Consider the following 20540-nt stretch of genomic DNA (forward strand, 5'->3'; position numbering starts at 1 on the left):
ATGTTTTACACGATAAAAAAGCCTTATATTTCTGCGAGAAACGGATCGCCTCTTCTTGCATAGGACGGCGACAGCCGTTTCACCTTGAAATATAGGAAAGGTTATTATCTCGCTATCCCTTCTCTACATTTCTCGGAATGAAACGCGCTGCGCCGCCAAAGAACAGCGACAGCCGTTTCACCTTGCAACAAACAACGGTTGACAAGTATAAGTGGACGGTCTGTGAAGATTATATGTCGCTGTCCCCTTCAAAAGACGAGTTTTTACGTATCTATTGAATTATGAGAAAAAATTAAACGAGCAAAATCGCAGTTCTATGCGCTCTTTTTACCTTTTTTCCATGCAAAAAAGCTCTTATTCCCGGGAGAATAAGAGCTTTGCTAATAAAATGTCTGATATGAAAAGTGCCGTGTTTATTTTTTAAATCCGGACGCGTGCGCCGCAATGATCGCATCCATCTGCTCGTTCCACTCGGCGTCTTCCGTGCAGCGCTCGGGGTGAGCTTCAAACCATGCGACCGTTCGTTTGATTCCTTCCGCAAACGATAATGTCGCTTCAAAATCCGGTACAAGCTGTTTAATCTTGCTGTTGTCAAATACGCTGGTTACGGCTTTATCGCCAAGCAGCCCGCCAGTAAGCTCAGGGTCATGCGACACAAGAAACTCACTCGAGATATGCACAAGCTTCGGCTCAGCACCAGCGGCTGCGCCGATCGCTTCATAAATTTGATTCCAGGTCAGCACTTCATCGGAGGTGATGTGATAGGCTTCGCCAATCGCTTCCTCTCGTCCGAGCAAACCGACAAACCCTTTGGCAAAATCCGAGTTATGTGTCATCGTCCATAATGACGATCCGTCGCCATGAACGATAACCGGCAATCCCGCACGAATGCGTGCAATCAGAGACCACGGATGGGGCCAGCTATTTAAGGCTGCCGGTATCATCGTATCCCCGTAGGTGAAAGATGGACGAACGATGGTGTAAGGAAATTCAGTTGACGCATGCTCTTCCTGCAACAGCTGCTCGCAAGCAATCTTATCGCGGGAATACTGCCAATATTTATTTTCAAGAGGCGTGGCATCTTCCGTAATGATATAATGTACGGGCGGCTTCTGATAAGCCGATGCCGAGCTTATAAATATGTATTGCTTCGTACGGCCGCGGAACAATTCAATATCAATGCTAACCTGCTCAGGCGTAAAAGCGATCCAATCGACGACGACGTCAAAATGATAACCTTCCAAAGCGGCTGCCGCAGACTTCGGATCTCTAATATCGCCTAGGATGACTTTTGCTCCACTTGGAACATGAGCATCCCGCTTCCCGCGGTTGAAGAGATACAGCTCTATTCCACGTTCTATTGCCAGTTTGGACACTGCTTCGCTAATCAAGCCTGTTCCGCCAATAAACAATACCTTCATCGTCAATCGCTCCTTTTGATCTATCGTTTTTTACGATTACATCGAAAAGCCTACGATATAGAAGTTCTCAATCGTCAATTAATAGTACCATAGGAGATCATCTTTTAATATTTGAAAATGATATACTATAGCCATACCTAAACAAATAAGGAGTTGCCCTACGTGAAACGTTTAGCGACAACAACGCTCTATTCCGTCCTACTATCTTCCATGCTGCTTAGTGGATGCAGCAGCCAGAATCAGCCGGCGAAAGCCACGAATGTGGCCAACATCGCAAGCGGCTCCGGACATGGCGAGCACCCTACCGATTCGGGAGATCTTCAAGAATGGACGGCTTCGCTCGAAACGCTGCCATCTTTCCTGGATACGGCCTCCGCTACCTTACAAACCGCTTATCGAACTGCGGCAACCGTTACGGATATTTTGCCCTATATCCCTTGCTATTGCGGCTGCGGCGACAGTGCCGGCCATAAGAGCAATCTAAACTGCTTTATTGCTGAAATTAAGGCAGACGGGTCAGTGTTATGGGATGATCACGGCACCCGCTGCAGTGTCTGCGTGGAAATTGCCGTTACTGCGGCAGCGATGAAAGCCACCGGAATCGAAAACGAACGCATTCGCGCATTCATCGACGATACTTACAAAGAAGGATATGCAAAGCCAACGTTAACGGAATATCCACCCGCCACCTAAATATTGCGTATCTACGTGGAGGCAAGAACCCGTCGCCTATTCTCTCTTGCCTCCACTGCCATACTGTCGAAGCTTTACTTCACCTCCGCATTTTTTAGCTGATAGAAGCCCTCATCCGTTCGTATGATCTCGTAAACCGCCTCATGACGGCTGATCTGCCTTTCGGTAGAAGTAAAATCAGCTAGCATTCGATCAAGCGTTACATCTAGTACAACGTCATCACCTCGCACGAAAACAAGCTTATGAAGAGAATCGTCCAATAAAGGGAATTTTTCTCCGGTTAGTTGATGAAACAAATAATTAAAATAGGTTGGCTCAGCGATCCATTTCAAGCCTATCGTTTTCTCCATTTCAGTTTTTGATAGATATGGAGGGAACATATATAGAGTATTCCATTCGAAATCGGTTGTTTCCTTCAAATCCAACTGGCTGTTTTGACTAACGGCAGCCTGCAAATTTTTAAGGAATCTGGCTTCCTCCAGATCATTGATTTTCAGTGCACGGTAGTTCACGTAGCTAACAGCCAAAGGAATACATAAACCTATAATCATTGCCAAAATGACATATTTATTCAAAATCCGCATGGTAACCTCCTATTTATTGTTACGACGACTTCAACATGCTCACGTTTCGCAAAAAAACAAACAAAATCATAACTTTACGGCATCGCCACAGAAGGGTCAAACTTACTAAGATTAAGCTGCAAGGTGTTACGGTTAACTCATGTCTGCTTGATGGAGGGGATCTATGAATCTTCAAACAAAGCTAGTGTTCATTACGGATGCGGACAGCCTTAGCGGCAAAACGATGATTGCTCGGTTAGCGCGTGACGGCACCCATTTTATTCTCAACAGCAGCTCAGGCGGTTTGGAATTGTCAGCTGAATTAGAGCTTGTCCACCGTGCAGGCTTAAAGGCAATCGTTGTAAATATAGACCTGTGCAACAGCCATGAAATTGAAGACATGCTGCAGCACGCTGAGCAAGAGCTGGGCACCGTCGATGTTCTGGTCCATAACAATCAAGAGATTACTCCAAGCACCATCGAATATGGCGAGGAAGAGCAATTTCTGAGCAGCATAGCCGTAAATGCCAAATCAGCTTTTTTCTGCACCCAAGCTGTCGGCAAGCAAATGATGAAGTCGCATGCTGGTAAAATTATTTTTGTTTCCTCGATTCATGCAGAAAAACCTACAGGATCTGCTTTTACGTACAGCATCGCCAAAGGGGCTGTCAAAATGCTCGCCAAGGAAGCTGCTCTAGCTTTGGGCCGGTATGGCGTAAGCGTCAATACGATTGAACTCGGTCCGCTGCCCGGAGATGACGAACGTTTTAGGAGCACACTCTCCACTCTCTACGATCATTATGAATATAAAGTTCCGGATGCAGTGCTGGGAAGCGATGAGAATCTCGCAGAGCTTGTTGCCTTTCTCTCCTCTGATGATTCCCGTTATATCAACGGTTCCGATATCAGGCTTGATGGCGGCTTCCTTCTGCATTATATGAATTTCAAAATGAAACAACCTTAACCGCCCTACCGGAGGTGTAACATGAGTATAGCAGGCAAAGTGGCTCTAGTAACCGGCGCAGGCACTGGAATTGGCAAGGGCGTTGCCATTGAGCTTGCTCGCAGAGGAGCTTTAGTGGCCGTTCATTATAACCAAAGCGATGCGGGAGCTCTTCATACCAAGCAGCAAATTGATGAGTTTGGCGGCGATGCAATCCTTGTCCAAGCCAATGTAGCGGTCAAAGAAGAAATTAATCAAATGATTCAAACCGTTGTCAATCATTATGGCGGAATTGAAATCTTGGTCAACAACGCCGCTCTCCAGCTCAATTACAACTTCTTCGATTATGACGAGGCTTCCTTTGACCGCATGATGAATATCAATTTGAAGGGCTATTGGCAATGCATTCAGGCCGTTGTTCCCCATATGAAGAAAAAGCATTTCGGGCGAATTATTAATATGTCTTCGGTTCACAGTAAGCGCCCGACAGACTTTGATGCCGTCTATTCGATGACCAAGGGTGGCATTCGCATGTTAGGCAGGGAAAGCGCGATTGAGCTCGCCCAGTATGGCATTACCGTCAACACGATTGAGCCTGGTGCCGTAGACGTTGGCAAGCAAAGCGCGCGCGAGTCCAAGCCGATTATGACTGCCGAGGATATCGCCAAGCTTAAAAAAACGACCAGATCGATCCGTGATAAATTCCCGCTTGGTCGTGTGGGACGCCCGCTTGATGTGGCGCAGCTGGTTTGTTTTATCGCATCCGATGAGAGTGAATTCATGACAGGGTCGGCCATTCGACTTGACGGTGGCAGCATGCTGCTCTAAATCACCGTAAGCTGCTGTTCAATCTTATTCCATACAAGGAGTGATTGTCTGTGTCCAATAACCAATCCTATGAAGAAACGTTAGCGCATGTCAGCACCTTCTCCAGCCCTGCCTCCCTGCGTATTACCGATATTAGGTTTACCGATATTGTTGGGGGCCCTTTCCACAGCAGCTTGATTAAAGTGTATACGAATCAAGGGTTGGTTGGCTTTGGTGAGGTTCGTGATGGTGCCGATAAGGTATATGCCCAAATTTTGAAAGGGAGGTTGCTTGGCGAGAATCCTTGCAACATCGACAAGCTGTTCCGCCGCATTAAGCAATTTGGCGGACATGCCCGCCAAGGCGGCGGAGTGAGCGGGCTTGAGATTGCGTTATGGGATTTGGCTGGCAAAGCCTACGGCGTCCCGATTTATCAAATGCTTGGCGGCAAGTTCCGCGAGAAGATCCGAATGTATTGCGATACCGAGGTCGTAGGCAAGGATACGGGCACCGCTATGGGCTTGGCGCTTAAGAAACGAATGGATGAAGGCTTCTCGTTCCTCAAAATGGATCTGGGCATTGGCCAAATTATTGATGAGCCAGGCACATTGAGCGCTCCTGTAGGCTTCCTTCAGGAGATGCGGGACATCTCCAAAAACCGGTACAGCTCCAATCAAGATACCCTTACTGAGGACGAGATCCGCGATATTCGCAATAAGCATTTTGAAATCAACAATATTCCTCATCCATTCACTGCGATCCACGTGACGGAGAAGGGCCTTGATCTGCTGGAGCAGTATGTTGCCGATGTTCGGGCGGTCATCGGATACGAGGTGCCTTTGGCGGTGGACCATTTTGGACATATTGGCTTGGAGGATTGCATTAAGCTCGGAAGGCGCGTTGATAAATTCAATCTGGCTTGGATGGAGGATATGCTTCCTTGGCAGTATACGGAACAATACGCTAAGCTGGCACGTGCAGTTGCTACTCCGATTTGTACAGGCGAGGATATCTATTTGAAGGAGAACTTCCGTCCGCTTCTGCAAGCAGGCGGCGTATCTGTGATCCATCCGGATGTGCTGACGACTGGCGGCATTCTGGAAACCAAAAAAATCGGCGACATGGCGCAAGAATATGGCGTGGCGATGGCCATTCATATGGCAGAGAGCCCTATCGCATGCCTTGCGGCCGCTCATGTCGCTGCTGCTACCGAAAACTTTATGGCACTGGAATACCATTCCTGCGAGGTGCCGTGGTGGGATGATATCATTATTGGCAGCAAGCTGCCGAAGAAGCTTGTTCAAAACGGCTTTATCCATATGACCGATGCTCCTGGACTTGGAATCGACGATTTGAATGACGAAGTGCTGGCCCAGCATCTGCATCCGAAAATACCCGGCTTATGGGAAGCAACGGACAATTGGAACCACTATCACTCGAATGACCGGCTTTGGAGCTAATACAAACATGAAAACAGCTGAGCAGAAACGTCTGCTCAGCTGTTTTTATATAGATGCCCCAATTTCAATTAAACGATTGAAATTCGCTACTTAAACTATTAATTTCTTCCAAGTTGATTTAGATGGATTTGCTCCCTCTAATATTAAGGATTTTGATCATTTGAGGCATTTATAAGGGATTTTTCCCTTTAATACTAGGAAATACCAAGTAAATAACGTAAAATGGTTGAATTAACGTGAGTAATTCCCTTTAATCCACTTGCCCCGCGGATAACGCTATTTTAGAGGGAGAAATTCCTGTTAAATGATAACCAATCTATATTCGCCACTCAACAAGAACAAAAGCAACTCATTTTAGTATTATCCTATGTTCGTTTTATCTAGCTCAAAATGCTTGCATCTGTTCCGGGATTAGATCGGACGCAATCCTGTTACGTCAGCTGGCACATGTCACTATAATATAGTGGATCATATCAAAAAAAGAAGGACGAGATGTCAAAATATCTCGTCCTTCTTTCTATGGCTTACGCATACTCCCGAACGCCTGCCGCCTCCATTAATCCGCGTATATAGCCGATTCCATATAACCGGCCCAGCAGCTCATAGCCCGGATTCGTGTTTTCCTCCCCTTCCATCGTCGGTACATGGTCGGGCCTTGCCGGTCCTTGGAAACCGATCTCATAATAGGTGTGCATCGCCTCAAGCATATTGGTTTTCCCGTCATCATGGAACGTCTCTTCAAATTTCTCAGGCGTGCCGACCACATCCCGAAAATGAACGAAAAATAGTTTATCCTGCTTGGCGAATTGCCGGATCACGCTCGGAATATCGTCCCCAGCCGTAGCCAAGGTGCCTTGGCACAACGTAATTCCGTTATACGGGCTAGGCACGAGATCAATGGCCCGCTGCAAAGCAGCTGCACTTCGTAATATTCGCGATATGCCCCGTATCGGCGTAATCGGCGGATCATCAGGGTGTAGCGCAAGCTTCACCCTCGCCTGCTCCGCTACGGGAACGATGCGTTCCATAAAGTAGCGGAGATTTTCCCAGAGCTGATCTTCCGTAACAATGCCTGCCTCTGTTAAGGGAGCATCCTTCATCAAGCTGTGGTCGTAGCTCGATACGAGCGCGCCGCCTCTTGTGCGTGTTGTTGTAGAAGTCCGGAACCAGTTAAACTGTGCCATGAAATTATAGCAAAGCACGGGAATCCCGGCAGCTCCCATATTTCGGATAAACTGCTGGAACACTTCGATCTCTGCATCTCGCCCAGCCGTACCTAGCTTAATTTCATTGCTCGGCGGCATGGATTCAATGACTAACAGCTCCAATCCAAAATCGGAAAACCGCTGCTTCATCCGGATAAGCGGCATGAGATCCCAGGGCTTCTCGACTTTCTCTTCCCAAGGCAAGCCTCCAACCGCGTGATTGACGCCAAGCTGCTTCGCCAAATGCCAAAGCCGGTTCGGCTGGGACGGAAACACTTCTGCTAGCTGCATGAATAGACACCTCACTCTTTAAATTTATTGGCCGCCTGCTTTGGCTGCTAATTCTTTGCCCATCTTATCCATTTTGTTGAACGCATCCTCAATGGATTGCTGGCCGAAGGTTACGGCTTCCATTTCTTTCTTGTACGTATCGACCCATTCCGAGAAACCTGCTGCTGGCGGATAGAATGGCAAAGCTTTGTCCAATGAAAGATCGTAAATCTCTTTGCCCAGCTTATCCTTGTTCTCAAGCGTTGGCTCGAGCGCGTTGTAGACTTCCGGATTAATCGGAATTCCGCGCGTAAGGCCAAGCGCCTGCCCTGCTTCTTGATCAGCGATAAACCATCTTACGAATTTTTTCGCTTCATCCTTATTTTTCGAGTTTGCGCTGATGCTAAGGAAGATTGTAGACTGCGCCCAGCCGCCGCCTGCAGGGCCGACCTGCATGTTAACGACGCCGACTTTGCCTGGCATCAGCTGCTCTAAAGCGCTCACAGAGCCAGTGGTTGCGCCTCTAGTCATGACAACGCCAGAGGCCATAGGGTCGGCTTGCGGATCATTTTCAAGGAAAGAAGCTGCTTTCTCGGCTGGCGGGACAATTTTGGCTTTACGGAATTCCTCATAGGTTTGATAGAAGGTCATAAACAACGTTTTGTCGAGCGTAAATGTTTTGCCGCCATCGGCCATCACCGGCGGTTTGCCCATAGCCGTCTGATAATAATTGAATGCATCCCAAGTCGTCGTATCGCCAATCGGATATTTGCCTTCCGGCAGCTTTTCCCTCGCGTCTCTTGCCCATTGGAAATACTCCTCATACGTCCAATCCTTGTGCGGGAGCGGTATGCCAAGCTGCTCAAGCTCCGGTTTGTTAAAGGCCATCCCTTGCGCATTTTGACTGAGTGGTATGCCGTACAGCTTGCCGTCGATTTGTAAATTAGCAATGACCGAAGGATCTACAATTCCGCTCAAGTCAATATCGGAGAGATCCTCCAATTGCCCGCGCGATACATATTCCTGGATATAAGCTGCATCCATTTGCAGCACATCCGTAATCGACTTCGACGCTGCCAGCGTCGGAAGCTTCTGCCAGAAGGCATCCCAAGCCATAAATTCGGGCTTAAACGTAACGCTCGGATTTTGCTTGGTGTAAATATCAAGCGCTTTTTTGGTTGCTTCATGCCGGGCATCAGGTCCCCACCACATGATGCTTAGCGTTGTATTGCCGCCTGCCGGCTTTTCTTCTTTTTTGCCCTGCTCCGTGTTGTTTTTCCCTCCATCATCCGTCTGTTTCCCACCGCTGTTGCCCCCGCCACCACTGCATGCCGATAATACAAGCAGCATTGCTAGCGTTAGGAATATCGTGCTTTTTGACCAACTGTTGACCATTCTGAGTCATCCCCTTTAACCTGATAAAATATAAAGCGATTACCCTTTCAAGCCTGTTGTAGCTATTCCTTCGACAAAGTGCTTCTGCGCAAGGAAAAAGATAAGTACCGAAGGAAATATCGACAGCAGGGACATGGCTAGCAATTGCCCCCACTGAATGTCGAACTGGTCAATGAACATGCGCAAGGCTAAACCGACCGTAAATTTATCGACAGAGCTTAAATAAAGCACTTGGGCGAAAAAATCATCCCAGCTCCAAATGAACGTAAAGATCGCTACGGTAACTAGCGCAGGCTTGAGCAGCGGCAGGACAACACGCCAAAAGATGCCGTACACGCTCGCGCCATCGATCGTTGCCGCCTCGTCAAGATCTCTTGGAATGCCCCGGATAAACTGGACTAACAAGAAGATAAAGAATGCTCCCCCGCCAAAAAAATGAGGCAGCACAAGCGGAACATAGCTGTCAACAAATCCTAGCTTATTAAAGAGAATATACTGAGGAACAACCGTAACTTGTCCCGGAAGCATCATCGTCAGGAGCAAAATCGAAAACCAGAAGCCGCGCAGCTTAAAATTCAGCCTCCCAAAACCATAGGCGACGATAGCCGCCGTGGCTACGCCGCCAAGAACGTTGCCGAGCTCCATCAACAGCGTATTACCAAAAAAATGAGCAAACGTATATTCCGAAGAGAAATGCCAGCCCTTCCAGTAATTGCTCCACATCGGCGTAGAAGGCCAAATCGTCGGCAAACTCAGCTCCTCTGTTTTTTTCAAGGATGCCCCTGCCCACCAAATGACCGGATATAACATCAGAAAGGAGAAAAGGGTTAGATACAAATGGCTCGTCAGCTTAGACCGCAGCGAATTCATTTCGGTTTCCCTCCATCCGACTCGTAAAATACCCAATACTTCGAAGCCGCAAAATTAATAATCGTCAATAGCGCCACAATCGTCAGCAGGATCCACGCTAGCGCGGAGGCATACCCCATCTGGTAATGCTTGAATGCTTTCTCGTACAAGAACATGGCATACATATAGGTAGAGTTGATGGGTCCGCCCTTCGTGATAATAAAAGCAGAGGTAAAGGTTTGGAACGATCCAATAATACCGAGCACGAGGTTAAAGAACATGACGGGCGAGAGCATCGGCAGCGTGATACTTATAAATTTCCTAAACTTGCCCGCACCGTCTACCGAGGCCGATTCATAAAGCTCCTGGGGCACCTGCTTCAGGCCAGCGAGAAAAATCACCATCGTTGAGCCAAACTGCCAGGTGTTAAGCAGGATCAGTGTTCCAAGCGACGTATCCGGATTGGATATCCAGCCAACGCCCTCGATGCCAAACCAGGCCAACACCTGATTGATATACCCATCAATTCCAAACATATTGCGCCACAGGGCGGCTACCGCGATGCTGCCCCCGATCAGGGACGGAAAATAAATGGCTGTCCGGTAAATATTCATTCCACGAATGCTTTTGTTAAGCGCCAAAGCGACCATTAGCGAGAAAAACAGCTTAAGCGGTACCGAAAACAGCACAAACATAAACGTTACGCTAAGCGATTTGGTAAAGGTGGTGTCGGCCGTAAATATTTTGGTGTAATTGTCCAGCCCTGTCCAAACCGGTTCCTCCAGCAATGAATAGTCGGTGAATGATAAATAAAAGGATTGCGCGATCGGCCAGAGCGTGAGCAGCAGAAAGCCGATCAGCCATGGGGATATAAAAATGTAACCTGCCGCTAGGTTGGATTTTGTTTTCTGGCGTGCGGTTTTGGTTTGCCGGCTGCTTGTACGCATTTTTTCCGTATGCGCTGTCTTCACCTCGTTCATTCCTCCCCTTCCTCTCGTCCGCGGGTTTACCCTTTGCTAAGCGTTCTATGCTCGCAAGAAGCTCGTTACACCAGTTGGATAACGTTCCCTTACTTTATACGAAAGCGGTTACATCGTTGAAGGTGAATAATTTATGAATTCGTTTGATTTTATATAGTGTGAAAAATTCATAGATGGCGGGCAAATGCCTTAAGAAAGTCGCATCGACAAATACAGCAACGTCCCTAACAATAGAGATAGGACACGGGGCTTAGGCCTGACAATCACGATAGCGAAAGAGGTGCTCAAATGAAATTCGATAACCCGGAAGATATCATTCAGCTAACGCCGCTTTGGGAGGGTGAACGCTTTCCTAACGGTCGGCCAAAAGTATCCGAGGACGTGCTGCGCCGCATGCGCAAAATTACGCTGGAGGAGGCCTGGGGTCCACTCTGGAACAGAGGTTACACCTTTCAATTTGAGGGTGATTTCAAAATCATTCATCCTAAGCAAACGATGGTTGGACGCGCGGTTACGGCGGTCATGGTGCCGAAGCGGCCTGATTTGCATGAAACCCTTCTTAACTACGGGCACGAGCAGGAGGAACGCAAAGGCTTCTTCAATCAATGGGTAATCGATACGCTTGTTGAGGATGACGTAGTTGTCGTAGATATGTTCGACAAGGTGCATCTGGGTACTTACGTTGGCGGAAATTTGTCGACAGCAATCTCTACGCGAACGAAGCGCGGCGGAGCAGTCATCTGGGGCGGGATTCGCGATAACCAGCAAGTGGTAGAAATCGAGAACATCAATGTGTTCTATCGGGGCAGTGATCCGACCGCCATTGCGGACGTAACGATGGTAGGCATGAACGTGCCGACGCGCATTGGCAAGGCGATCTGCATGCCTGGCGATGTTGTGCTCGGTACGCCGGCCGGGGTTATCTTTATTCCTCCCCATCTGGCGGAGCTTACCGTCGTGCAAGCGGAAAAATCCCAGGTTCGGGACGTATTCGGATTTGTTCGCTTGCGCGACAGCGTCTATACAACGGCACAAATCGATGCGGCTTGGGACTTGGCACTGTGGACGGACTTCCTGGATTGGTTCGAAAATGATGGGGCTGCGGCTGAGTATCGGCATTTAAGCTGGAGCTCCGAGCTTGAAAATGTGCGCGCGACGGAACGCAACGGCCCTCAAAGCGATGTTCGCTTATAATACAAATAAGGACTCTTGTCGGCAGCGTCTTTGCCAATAGAGTCCTTTTTGATGCCATCCTTATTTTCCGATCGAATCCCTGTACTCGCTAGGCGAGAGCCCAACCTTCTTTTTGAAAATTTGGCTAAAATATCGCGGATCCTGATAGCCCACTTTTTCAGCGACCTCATAATTTTTAAAATGCGTGCTCTTGAGCATGTCCTTCGCTTTGTCAATCCGGATATCCGTCAAGTGCTCGATAAAGGTTTTGCCGGTATTCATTTTGAACAAGAGGCTTAAATAGGTTGGTGTCATATATACCTTTTGCGCGACGCTTTGCAAGGAAGCATACTGGCATTCCTGCTCCATGTGGTGAATCGTCTTTTTGATAATGCTCCGATGGCTTTCCTTCTGGCCATACATGAGCACGTCCTTTAATCCGATCAGAAAATGAATCACGTATTGCTTAATTTCATCAAGCGTAGCAAGCTTCACAATCGACACGACATCGAATCTTTCGTAATCAATTACGTTCTCCGCTTCGGCAAGCACGCGTTTCTCCACGCCAACCAGCAACCGGACCGTCGTATCGTATATGTTTTGCGTGTCGATGGGTCCTTTGCGCAGCATTTCTTCATAAAAATTCAAGACGCATTGTGCAATCTCCGACTCTGATTCTGCCGCTTTGTAGGTGTCGAATAGCTCCTTCTCCTTGTCGGAGGGGTATTGCAGCAAGGATTCATAATTGCCAAGTTCGCTATAATAAATAATTTTGCCCGTCCCGCGGTAAAATTTATGCTGCAGCGCTGCCGAGGCTTGTCTATAGGATTGCGCTATATACTGTAAATGGCTGCAGGGCTTCCCTACTCCGACATTAAAGGGTTTTTGGAAATAGTCCTTCAGCATAGACTGGATCGCGTTGATCGGTTCTTTGGATACCCATGAGAAGAGCCACCCTACCCGCCCCGCTTCGTCTACAAATACGACGCTGCCATCGGATATCTTTTTGTGCAGAAAATCACGCATGCGCTCCAAGTATATTGTTTTCTCATGCTCATCATGGAAACAAAAGGCAGGCTCTAGCAAGGCTAGAGCGGGGAACGTAAAGTATGGGTTCAACTGCAGCCGCGAAAAGCTCTCTTTCACATCAGGCCTCGCTGTATTTGCATTGGAAACCAAATTCCGTAAAAACCGATCCCTCATCCACGTTAAAATGACATCCTCTTTAAACAATAATCCTTCACTCAGCATGCGCCATTACCCCTTTTGTAAGGTTGACTTGCGAGATGCATGATTTCATTTTTAAGCAAGGTGAATCATCTTGTAAGAATGCATATGCTCAATAAACGTTCGCTCGGCTAGGTCTGCGTCACCGGAACGCAGCACCTCAATTAATCGAAGATGCCAATCCGCAAGTCCGTCCGTTTTATAATGGCGGTTGGAAATGGCCATGAAACGCATCACCTTCATCCGCATATGGTTCCAAAGCTCCAAAATCATATGATTGTCACAGCGTCGGTAAAAAAAACCGTGAAATTCCATATCCAGCTCCAATATGCTCAAAATATCATTTTGCTCATGAGCCTCATGCATTTTGCGGATAATTTCTTCAAGGTAAGCATAATCAGCTTCGGTTAGCTGGCGCATCGTCTGCCTTACGGCAAATCCTTCAATGATTTCTCGAAGCTCGAATATATCTTTAATTTCCTTTGAAGTGATTGTAGACACGACCGAGCCCTTATTCGGAATGCCCGTAATAAATCCTGCGGATTTGAGTCTCTCCAGTGCTTCACGAACCGGCGCTTGGCTGATATTGAATTTTTTGGCGATTTCAAGCACGAGCAAACGCGCCCCCGGCTGCAGTTCTCCCGCAAGAATTTCTTTTTTTATCGTCGTGTAGACATGCTCGCTAATCGAGTTAACGGGTGCATAAGGGACGTTTCCATACATCAATCTCACCTCTTTCGGTTCACATTATCGATTATCGATAATACATTTCAAAAAAAGAAAGCGTTAACAAATTGCTCCAAAATTTCATTTTGAACTGGCTGCCCCATCTCACCGGATTATCGATAATCTGCTGCTACCGTTATTATAGAACTTATTTCCAGCCAAAACAACCGATTAAATTGTCGAATGCCACACAATTTACAAATCATTTGGTAACCAACCATTTATTTATGTCGCGTATCTAGTCATCTCCCCCTAGAACAGCATATAATAGAAATTGGTTTATATCCGATATAACTACTTGGACAAATGGAGATATGATGATGAATGTAAAGCATCCGACGATAAAGAAACAAGTGTTTGATTATATTATTCGCAATGGATTAGTTTCTAAAGCCGCGCTAATGGAACGCTTGACGGTTACAAGCACAAGCTTGTCTCGATTGCTAGAAGAGCTGCTAAGTGACGGATTAATTCTCGCATCCGAGCTGGGCCGATCCACCGGAGGACGAAAGCCGATTTTATACCGGGTTAACCCCGGTCACCGCGCTGTTTTCGGACTTGAAATTTCCCGCTTCAGCTCCTCCATCGGCCTTTACGACCTCAACCTAAAACCATTGGCGTTCGAGAGATGGAAGATGGATGAACACATGACGCCGGAGCGGCTGCTGTCGAAAATTGCCGACATGGCTGAACGAATGATGAGCGAGTGCGGCGTTGAGCGCGAGAAAGTGATCGGTATTGGGATTGGTGCCGTTGGACCTTTAAGCCGTGAGGATGGCATTATGCTGCAGCCGCGCTACTTCCCTGCCGACGGCTGGAGCAATGTACCGATTTGCGAGTGGCTGCAAGAGCGGCTAGGCCTGTCCGCGCTGCTCGATAATGGAGCTAATACGGCGATTATCGGGGAACACTGGGCACTTCGCAGCGAAGAAGTCAAGCATATGGTGTATGTGCACGCGGGTGTTGGCTTGCGAACCGCTATGCTCTCCAACGGCCAAATTGTGCGTGGCGCCGTAGACATGGAAGGCTCCTTCGGCCAAATGATCATTCAGACCGATGGTCCAAGACTCGGCGATGAAGGAAACTATGGTGCGCTTGAGGCGTTGGTTTCCATTCCTGCCTTGGAGAAAAAAATTCGCTCACAGCTTAAGCTTGGCCGGACAAGCTTGCTCTCTGGGTTTCCCCCAGAGGAAGTCCAGTTCGAAGCGCTGCAGAAAGCTTTTATCCAGAAGGACGCGCTCGTTACCGAGCAATTTCTGCAAACTGCAACCTATCTGGGCATCGGCATTGCCAATTTGATTAATATTTTGCATCCGGAGGCGGTTATTCTCGGCGGTCCGCTCGTCAAGGTACACAAGACCATCTATGAAACGGTCATTCAAGTGGCGCGGAGCAACATCTATTATTCGCAGCAATACGAGCCTAAATTTACGCAAGGCCAGCTGACGGAGGATGCCGTTACAGCTGGCGCCGCTATTATGGTTTTGCAGGATTGGGAGCTCAATTAAAGGAATAGTAACTTGAACCTTGCATATAAACACAAAGCGCCATAGGAACCCTATCCTTACGAGAGAATATAGGGCTTCCTATGGCGCTCTTTCATTCAAAAACAACTCATTGCCAAGCCTAAACTAATAAAGCTGGAAGCTCGCTTAAATGAGCAATTTCATAGGTCGGATTTGCAGAGGTCGAATTCAACTTATGGCCAGGATTGAACCAGCAGGTATCAATGCCGTAATTGTTGCCGCCTTGGATATCGGAAGTTAATGAATCACCGACAATAAGAACCTTGCTCTTGTCAGTAATCAATAGCTTATCGAATGCATAGTCGAAAATACCCGTATGCGGCTTGGAATAACCCGTATCCTCGGATATTATAATATGCTCGAATGAATTTGCAAGGCTTGACCTGCCGATTCGGCTATGCTGTGTCTTCTTGATGCCGTTAGTGATAATGGCAAGCCGCTGGCCTTTGGCAAGCAGCTCTGCGACAAGAACATCCGCCCCGTCGATCAGAAAGGAGCCTTCCCCTAAAAAATCGACATAACGCTCACTAAAATGAATGGCATCAAGATCAGCTTGGATTTCCACAAATAGCTTTCTAAATCTTTCATGCCGCAAAAAATCAAGCGTTACTGCACCCTTCTCATAATCATGCCACAGCTGCTGATTAACGCTTCGATAGAGCTCTACATGCGGCTGCATGAGCTCTATCTGATGCTCCAGGAAGGTACTCTTCAGTGCATGTGCCTCCGCGAGTGCGTAATCGAACAAGGTGTCGTCCGCATCGAATAAAATCACTTCATATTTCAATTTACAAGTCTCCTATTGGTTATTTTCTTCTTAATACCGAAGGGTCATAGATGTCCACGGCTCCACAATACATGCAGGACCGAAATAAATAATGATGGTACTGGAGGTTCAATACTTTGCTGAGACCCGCTCCAGTCATCGCGACTTCATTGATTTCACATTCCTCATGCCCACATTTGGAACATTGGAATTCATTCATTAGCTTTGTTTCCAAATCGAGCACGTCTTTTTCGAACGCTGTTTCCACGGAGAGACTCTCATCACCTTCAAACGGCGGGTTCAAATGTTCGGTTAACACCTCATGCTGGCATACCGGACATACCTGCTGTTCCAAGACCACCTCGTTGCTGCACCAAGGACATTCAATCATTACATCGTTCCTTGTTCAAGGTAATGGTACACCGCCATCATTTCTTGTTTATTCAACTCACGAATTCGATTAAAAATAGGGATTTCTGCTACAGCCACAATATTTAGGCTGTCCGTAACCACATCGCTTACTTTACCCGTTAACCATCTTTGTACGTCTACGCCTTCCACAATTTCTGTGCGCCCTTCATCATTGATGCCACTGGCATAACAACTGACACAAGGCACCGATAATTTAAATACGCCATCATGCAGCCCGTCTTCCGAAATGACTCTTTTCCCTTTGCAGAAAGGACATGGTTGACTTGCTTTAATCTTATTAATTAAGGTAACAATTTTTTTGTAACCAAATGCTTCATAGACATAAGTCAGTTTCTTGTATTTTCCATTGGTGAAATATTGATCTATGATGGTTTCTCTCGTTTCGGAGATATTAGCAAAGTCACAGACGGTAATTCGATTATGAAGGCTGATGGATTCGACACTGCTGCTAATACTGCCCCAAAATGGCAGGACATTTTGCAATACCATTTCATAGCCCGCAAAGCTTGCCAGCTCTAGTTCAAGCATTTTTAGCGCGACTTGCGTTTCCCTAGGCAATAATGAGACTTCTTCCGTCAAAACCATTTCACTGCCGACGATCGCTTCCACTTTTTCCAGTACCTGTAGTTTCCCGACTAAGTTCATCGCTTGCCCAAGAGGCTGCTGAATAATCTCGCGAATATCCTTTTCGCCAAAGGTTAGCTTTTTATGATGCTTTAGTACGGTTCCTTCGCAGATGGGACAGCTGATTTTGTGTTTGGATTGTTTGATGTGCTCTTTAATGATCGATTTCGATACAACCATATACATTCCAATGATGTGATTAAAGCCTTCCCAGGTCCTTGTTGCTTTAGCGGCTTTATCATAAAATGACTTTTCCCAATATCCATACAAAAAGGTGTGCTTTTCTGCCTCTGTCATTTCATTATAGCTTTTGCTTAGGTCTTGGCCTAGCTCATTCTTAATCTCATCAAAGATGAATTTTATTTTTGGGAATTGATAAAATTTTAATATATCCATCGCATCCGGATGCAATAAGCCATCCCAGAATGGCACGGATTTGTCCTGCATAACGATATCAAAATCAAATTTTTCGATGACTCGACGGCCCGAGCAGCACGGACAATGATTGGCTTGGTTATAGAAATCGAAGCTATTCGTATCTTTATTGGTTGGATGTGCCGCTACGATATGATTGATCAAGCCGCCAATTTCATAAAGAAAAGTATATTGGCTATACAAGTGCCGTTCCAAATCAATGGCTATAACGGGTGCAATGGTATCCGATTCATATTCGCCATAAATTAGGCGAGCCATGGAAGATAGGCTTTTTAAGATGCCGCCTTTATAGACGTTTTCGGCGTTTTTGAAATAGGCAATAGGGTTATCTTTTGAATAATGGATTCCGTTTTGTTGATGGAGTGTTGAGGGGATTTTCAGTGTAGCCGCTGTATCCTTATTGTTTTGATGACGATAATATTCATCATGACTGACTACCTCAAGTTGCTCCACGGGCTCAAGCTGTCTTTTGCCAAAATCAACGATAAAATCAGAGCTTTCCAACATATACGAATGATGTTCTATCATGATAATGGTGACCGATTCATCCTGCAAAATGACCCTAACGCTATCAATAAATTGATTTAAAATGTTTTGTGATAAACCTTTTGAAGGCTCATCAAAAATAAAAAGCGTATGTGGGTTTCTTGAACCCGCAAACAGCTCAGAAACTAAATGGACGCATTGAAATTCACCCGTGGACAAGGATTGTGTTTTGCGTTCCAACGTCAAATAACCAAGTCCGAGTTTGATCAATAGGCTCAATCGTTTATGAGCGATGTCTTCATTTGGCAGTTCATCAATGATATCTTCAATCGAGCGCTGAAAAATATCATCAATATCTTCGCTGTATTTGGTGAGCTTTCGTTTAATATCAAGGAAAGTGGCAACGGTAGACCGGCTGGTAATCGATTGGTTTCGATCTTGCCCAACCATGACCAGTTTATCCTTCGGATATCGCTTTAGAAAATCTTTGGCCATACACTCATTGACGAGTGTAGATTTACCGCAGCCAGACTCCCCTGTAAACGTTACAAGCCGATTTTTGGGAATTTGAATCTCGGCTATTTGAACATTTCGGCAATATAGATCGTTAAATTGGTAATAGTCGGATGGAGCTGCTTGATTCCGTTCCCCATAGATCGGTTTTGGGCGTGGTGACTCTTCAACGATTTTCCCGCCGTATTTACCGCTGCCAGGCCCAAAGAACAAGTGCTCGTCCGCTGCGCCGAGTACCGTATCCGAATGGTCAATAAGCCAAATTTGATTCTTATGCCCCAACTGTTTAATCTCGGCTAAAATTTTCAATAGGGTTTGGTGATCAAGCCCAACGGAGATTTCATCAATGATAATTACCGTATTTTCACTGGTTGCCATGAATTCTGCCAAGTAAAGCCGCGTTACTTCTCCGCCTGATAATGTACCCATAATACGGTTTAATGTTAAGTAACCAATATTCATATTGATTATATTTTTCAGAATGTTTTGTTTACCCTCGCTAATCTTTAAAACCTCTGCTAGCGAAAGAATGGTTTCAACGCTTAACTCATTGATATCGGAAATACTATGCGCTTGATTAAATAATTCAAAGGTATACTGCTCAACTTCTTGATTGTAGCGCTTTCCCAGGCACTTTTTACATTCGATATTTTTAGTCGTTCCGCGGCCTTTGCAATCCGGACACCAGCCTAACTCGTTATTAAATGAAAAAACTTCCGGAGAAAGATTATATTTTTCAGCTACAGCAACACGAATTTCTGTAAATACGCCAGTATGTGTGCCAATGGTTGATCGTGGATTCGAAGAAATGGATGATCTGCCTAGAAACAGTACAAGCGGCATTTCTTCCATCTTGATGGCACTGAAATTCGTTTCCATAATAGTGGGAAATAAATACTGATATTCCGCCTTTGGCAATAAGGATACGAGGCGTTTCTTGGATTCTTCCCCAATGGTTTTACAAAATGTGGTCTTTCCCGAGCCGGACAAACCAGCGATCCCTAATGATTGATCTACTGGCAGTACTTCGTCCAATTTGTTAATATTGTTCGCGATTAATTGATTTATTTTCAAAGCAAATTTCCCTCCATTCTCTAAAGCTACCCATAAAAAAAGAGCGCAATTCTTACTACGGAATTGCGCTCTATCGTTGAAGGATAGCTTATTTGTATCTTTCGATCCTATAAATAATATCCATTTACAGTTCTGCTAAAACGGTTCCGAGCTGTCCGCCAAAATTTTTCCATGCATAGGTTGCTCCCTCGATGGCTCCTTGGCGTGCTTTTGTTTCTTCGCTAAATCCGGTTTGATCAAGATGCAGGTGGACCGTTCCATCTGAACCTTCTTTCAATGTCCATGTAATCGTGGTGCTTTCTCCTGCACTTAACCAAGTGTAAGATAAAGTATGAGGCTCGTCCACTACAAGTACCTCACTATCTACAATTCCGTTCCACCATTCGGATGGCTCTGTCCTAAACTGAAATTTATGTCCAACCACAGGTTTGAAATCATTTTCCCAGATCCATTTCGCAAGCATATCCGAATCGGTTAAAGCGTTCCAAACCTTCTCGATTGAGCTTGTAAATTGAAAATCTAAAGATACATCGGCTTTCATTATTATTCCTCCAATAAAAGTTTTAGTTTAATGATATTTTCTTTCCAGAATCCTTCGTAAAAAGAGACCCAGTCTTGTATTTCTTTCAATGGCTTGGCATTCAACCGGTATCTCGTTTCTCTACCAACCTTTCGTGCAATGACGAGATCAGCATCTTTAAGGATAGCCAAATGCTTGGAAACGGCAGTACGGCCCATTTCAAAATGAACCGTTATCTCATGTAGGGGCAGGTCTTCAACATTAGCTAATAGCTGAAGTAATTTTCTCCTAGTCGGATCGGCAACAGCGTCATAAACGTCCCTCATTTGACCGCTTTCGTCCAAAATCACCCCCACCTTTTCAGTAATATTTCCTGTATTGTTATCGAATATCCTTCTTAACGCGCTAATAGGACACCATTTATAGTCACATTAATTATAGGACACCAAAAA

At 46.1% G+C, this 20540-nt stretch carries 19 protein-coding genes; 6 read left to right on the forward strand and 13 right to left on the reverse strand.

The window, feature by feature from the left end; genetic code table 11:
• Positions 1-413: 413 nt before the first annotated feature.
• Positions 414-1421 (reverse strand): SDR family oxidoreductase, encoded by a 1008-nt coding sequence (locus FJQ58_RS29395; RefSeq protein ID WP_139998973.1) that lies wholly within the window; start codon positions 1419-1421, stop codon positions 414-416.
• A 162-nt stretch (positions 1422-1583) separates the two neighbouring features.
• Here FJQ58_RS29395 and FJQ58_RS29400 point away from each other — a divergent pair, with 162 nt between their 5' ends.
• A complete protein-coding gene (locus tag FJQ58_RS29400; RefSeq protein ID WP_238404390.1) occupies positions 1584-2114 on the forward strand; it encodes a PCYCGC domain-containing protein in 531 nt (176 codons plus the stop codon).
• 74 nt (positions 2115-2188) lie between these two features.
• On the opposite strand, the gene FJQ58_RS29405 is transcribed toward FJQ58_RS29400, so the two are convergent.
• On the reverse strand, positions 2189-2698 hold the full coding sequence (locus tag FJQ58_RS29405) for a hypothetical protein (RefSeq protein ID WP_139998975.1): 510 nt from the start codon (positions 2696-2698) through the stop codon (positions 2189-2191).
• A 163-nt stretch (positions 2699-2861) separates the two neighbouring features.
• On the opposite strand from FJQ58_RS29405, the gene FJQ58_RS29410 reads away from it, so the two are divergent.
• The 3 genes from FJQ58_RS29410 to FJQ58_RS29420 are packed head-to-tail and all read left to right on the forward strand — an operon-like array spanning position 2862 to position 5887.
• Complete coding sequence (locus FJQ58_RS29410) at positions 2862-3641, forward strand: SDR family NAD(P)-dependent oxidoreductase (RefSeq protein ID WP_139998977.1); 780 nt, start codon at positions 2862-2864, stop codon at positions 3639-3641.
• A 21-nt stretch (positions 3642-3662) separates the two neighbouring features.
• Complete coding sequence (locus tag FJQ58_RS29415; protein WP_139998979.1) at positions 3663-4448, forward strand: SDR family NAD(P)-dependent oxidoreductase; 786 nt, start codon at positions 3663-3665, stop codon at positions 4446-4448.
• A gap of 50 nt (positions 4449-4498) precedes the next feature.
• The gene (locus tag FJQ58_RS29420) at positions 4499-5887 is read left to right on the forward strand and encodes a mandelate racemase/muconate lactonizing enzyme family protein (RefSeq protein ID WP_139998981.1); all 1389 of its coding nucleotides are present in this window, start codon (positions 4499-4501) and stop codon (positions 5885-5887) included.
• Between the two features lie 524 nt (positions 5888-6411).
• Here the strand turns inward: FJQ58_RS29420 and FJQ58_RS29425 are convergent.
• The 4 genes from FJQ58_RS29425 to FJQ58_RS29440 are packed head-to-tail and all read right to left on the reverse strand — an operon-like array spanning position 6412 to position 10553.
• Positions 6412-7383, reverse strand: coding sequence for a mannonate dehydratase (locus FJQ58_RS29425; protein WP_139998983.1), 972 nt, complete (start codon positions 7381-7383; stop codon positions 6412-6414).
• Between the two features lie 24 nt (positions 7384-7407).
• Complete coding sequence (locus FJQ58_RS29430; RefSeq protein WP_139998985.1) at positions 7408-8757, reverse strand: ABC transporter substrate-binding protein; 1350 nt, start codon at positions 8755-8757, stop codon at positions 7408-7410.
• Positions 8758-8796: 39 nt separating this feature from the next.
• The gene (locus FJQ58_RS29435) at positions 8797-9627 is read right to left on the reverse strand and encodes a carbohydrate ABC transporter permease (RefSeq protein ID WP_139998987.1); all 831 of its coding nucleotides are present in this window, start codon (positions 9625-9627) and stop codon (positions 8797-8799) included.
• Positions 9624-10553: a carbohydrate ABC transporter permease gene (locus FJQ58_RS29440; RefSeq protein ID WP_140000216.1), complete on the reverse strand. Its 930-nt coding sequence runs from the start codon at positions 10551-10553 to the stop codon at positions 9624-9626. Before FJQ58_RS29440 ends, FJQ58_RS29435 begins: the two co-directional genes overlap by 4 nt.
• A gap of 321 nt (positions 10554-10874) precedes the next feature.
• On the opposite strand from FJQ58_RS29440, the gene FJQ58_RS29445 reads away from it, so the two are divergent.
• Complete coding sequence (locus tag FJQ58_RS29445) at positions 10875-11780, forward strand: RraA family protein (protein WP_139998989.1); 906 nt, start codon at positions 10875-10877, stop codon at positions 11778-11780.
• A 60-nt stretch (positions 11781-11840) separates the two neighbouring features.
• Here the strand turns inward: FJQ58_RS29445 and FJQ58_RS29450 are convergent, their stop codons facing one another.
• Both FJQ58_RS29450 and FJQ58_RS29455 read right to left on the reverse strand, forming a co-directional pair.
• Entirely contained in the window at positions 11841-13010 is a 1170-nt protein-coding gene (locus FJQ58_RS29450) for a helix-turn-helix domain-containing protein (RefSeq protein WP_139998991.1), read from the reverse strand.
• A 51-nt stretch (positions 13011-13061) separates the two neighbouring features.
• Positions 13062-13709, reverse strand: a complete 648-nt coding sequence (locus FJQ58_RS29455) for a GntR family transcriptional regulator (protein WP_139998993.1) — start codon at positions 13707-13709, stop codon at positions 13062-13064.
• A gap of 323 nt (positions 13710-14032) precedes the next feature.
• On the opposite strand from FJQ58_RS29455, the gene FJQ58_RS29460 reads away from it, so the two are divergent.
• A complete protein-coding gene (locus FJQ58_RS29460) occupies positions 14033-15220 on the forward strand; it encodes an ROK family protein (protein ID WP_338016178.1) in 1188 nt (395 codons plus the stop codon).
• Between the two features lie 118 nt (positions 15221-15338).
• Here FJQ58_RS29460 and FJQ58_RS29465 read toward each other — a convergent pair whose 3' ends face one another.
• The 5 genes from FJQ58_RS29465 to FJQ58_RS29485 all read right to left on the reverse strand — a co-directional run bounded on the left by FJQ58_RS29465 (position 15339) and on the right by FJQ58_RS29485 (position 20432).
• The gene (locus FJQ58_RS29465) at positions 15339-16025 is read right to left on the reverse strand and encodes a YjjG family noncanonical pyrimidine nucleotidase (protein ID WP_139998997.1); all 687 of its coding nucleotides are present in this window, start codon (positions 16023-16025) and stop codon (positions 15339-15341) included.
• Between the two features lie 19 nt (positions 16026-16044).
• Positions 16045-16395, reverse strand: a complete 351-nt coding sequence (locus FJQ58_RS29470) for a zinc ribbon domain-containing protein (RefSeq protein WP_139998999.1) — start codon at positions 16393-16395, stop codon at positions 16045-16047.
• The gene (locus FJQ58_RS29475; protein WP_139999001.1) at positions 16395-19568 is read right to left on the reverse strand and encodes an ATP-binding cassette domain-containing protein; all 3174 of its coding nucleotides are present in this window, start codon (positions 19566-19568) and stop codon (positions 16395-16397) included. Before FJQ58_RS29475 ends, FJQ58_RS29470 begins: the two co-directional genes overlap by 1 nt.
• Before the next feature lie 124 nt (positions 19569-19692).
• Positions 19693-20109, reverse strand: a complete 417-nt coding sequence (locus tag FJQ58_RS29480) for an SRPBCC family protein (RefSeq protein ID WP_139999003.1) — start codon at positions 20107-20109, stop codon at positions 19693-19695.
• 2 nt (positions 20110-20111) lie between these two features.
• Complete coding sequence (locus FJQ58_RS29485) at positions 20112-20432, reverse strand: ArsR/SmtB family transcription factor (protein WP_139999005.1); 321 nt, start codon at positions 20430-20432, stop codon at positions 20112-20114.
• Positions 20433-20540 lie beyond the last annotated feature (108 nt).

Origin of the sequence: Paenibacillus paridis (assembly GCF_006345825.1) — a bacterium.
GTDB classification, from domain to species: Bacteria; Bacillota; Bacilli; order Paenibacillales; family Paenibacillaceae; genus Pristimantibacillus; species Pristimantibacillus paridis.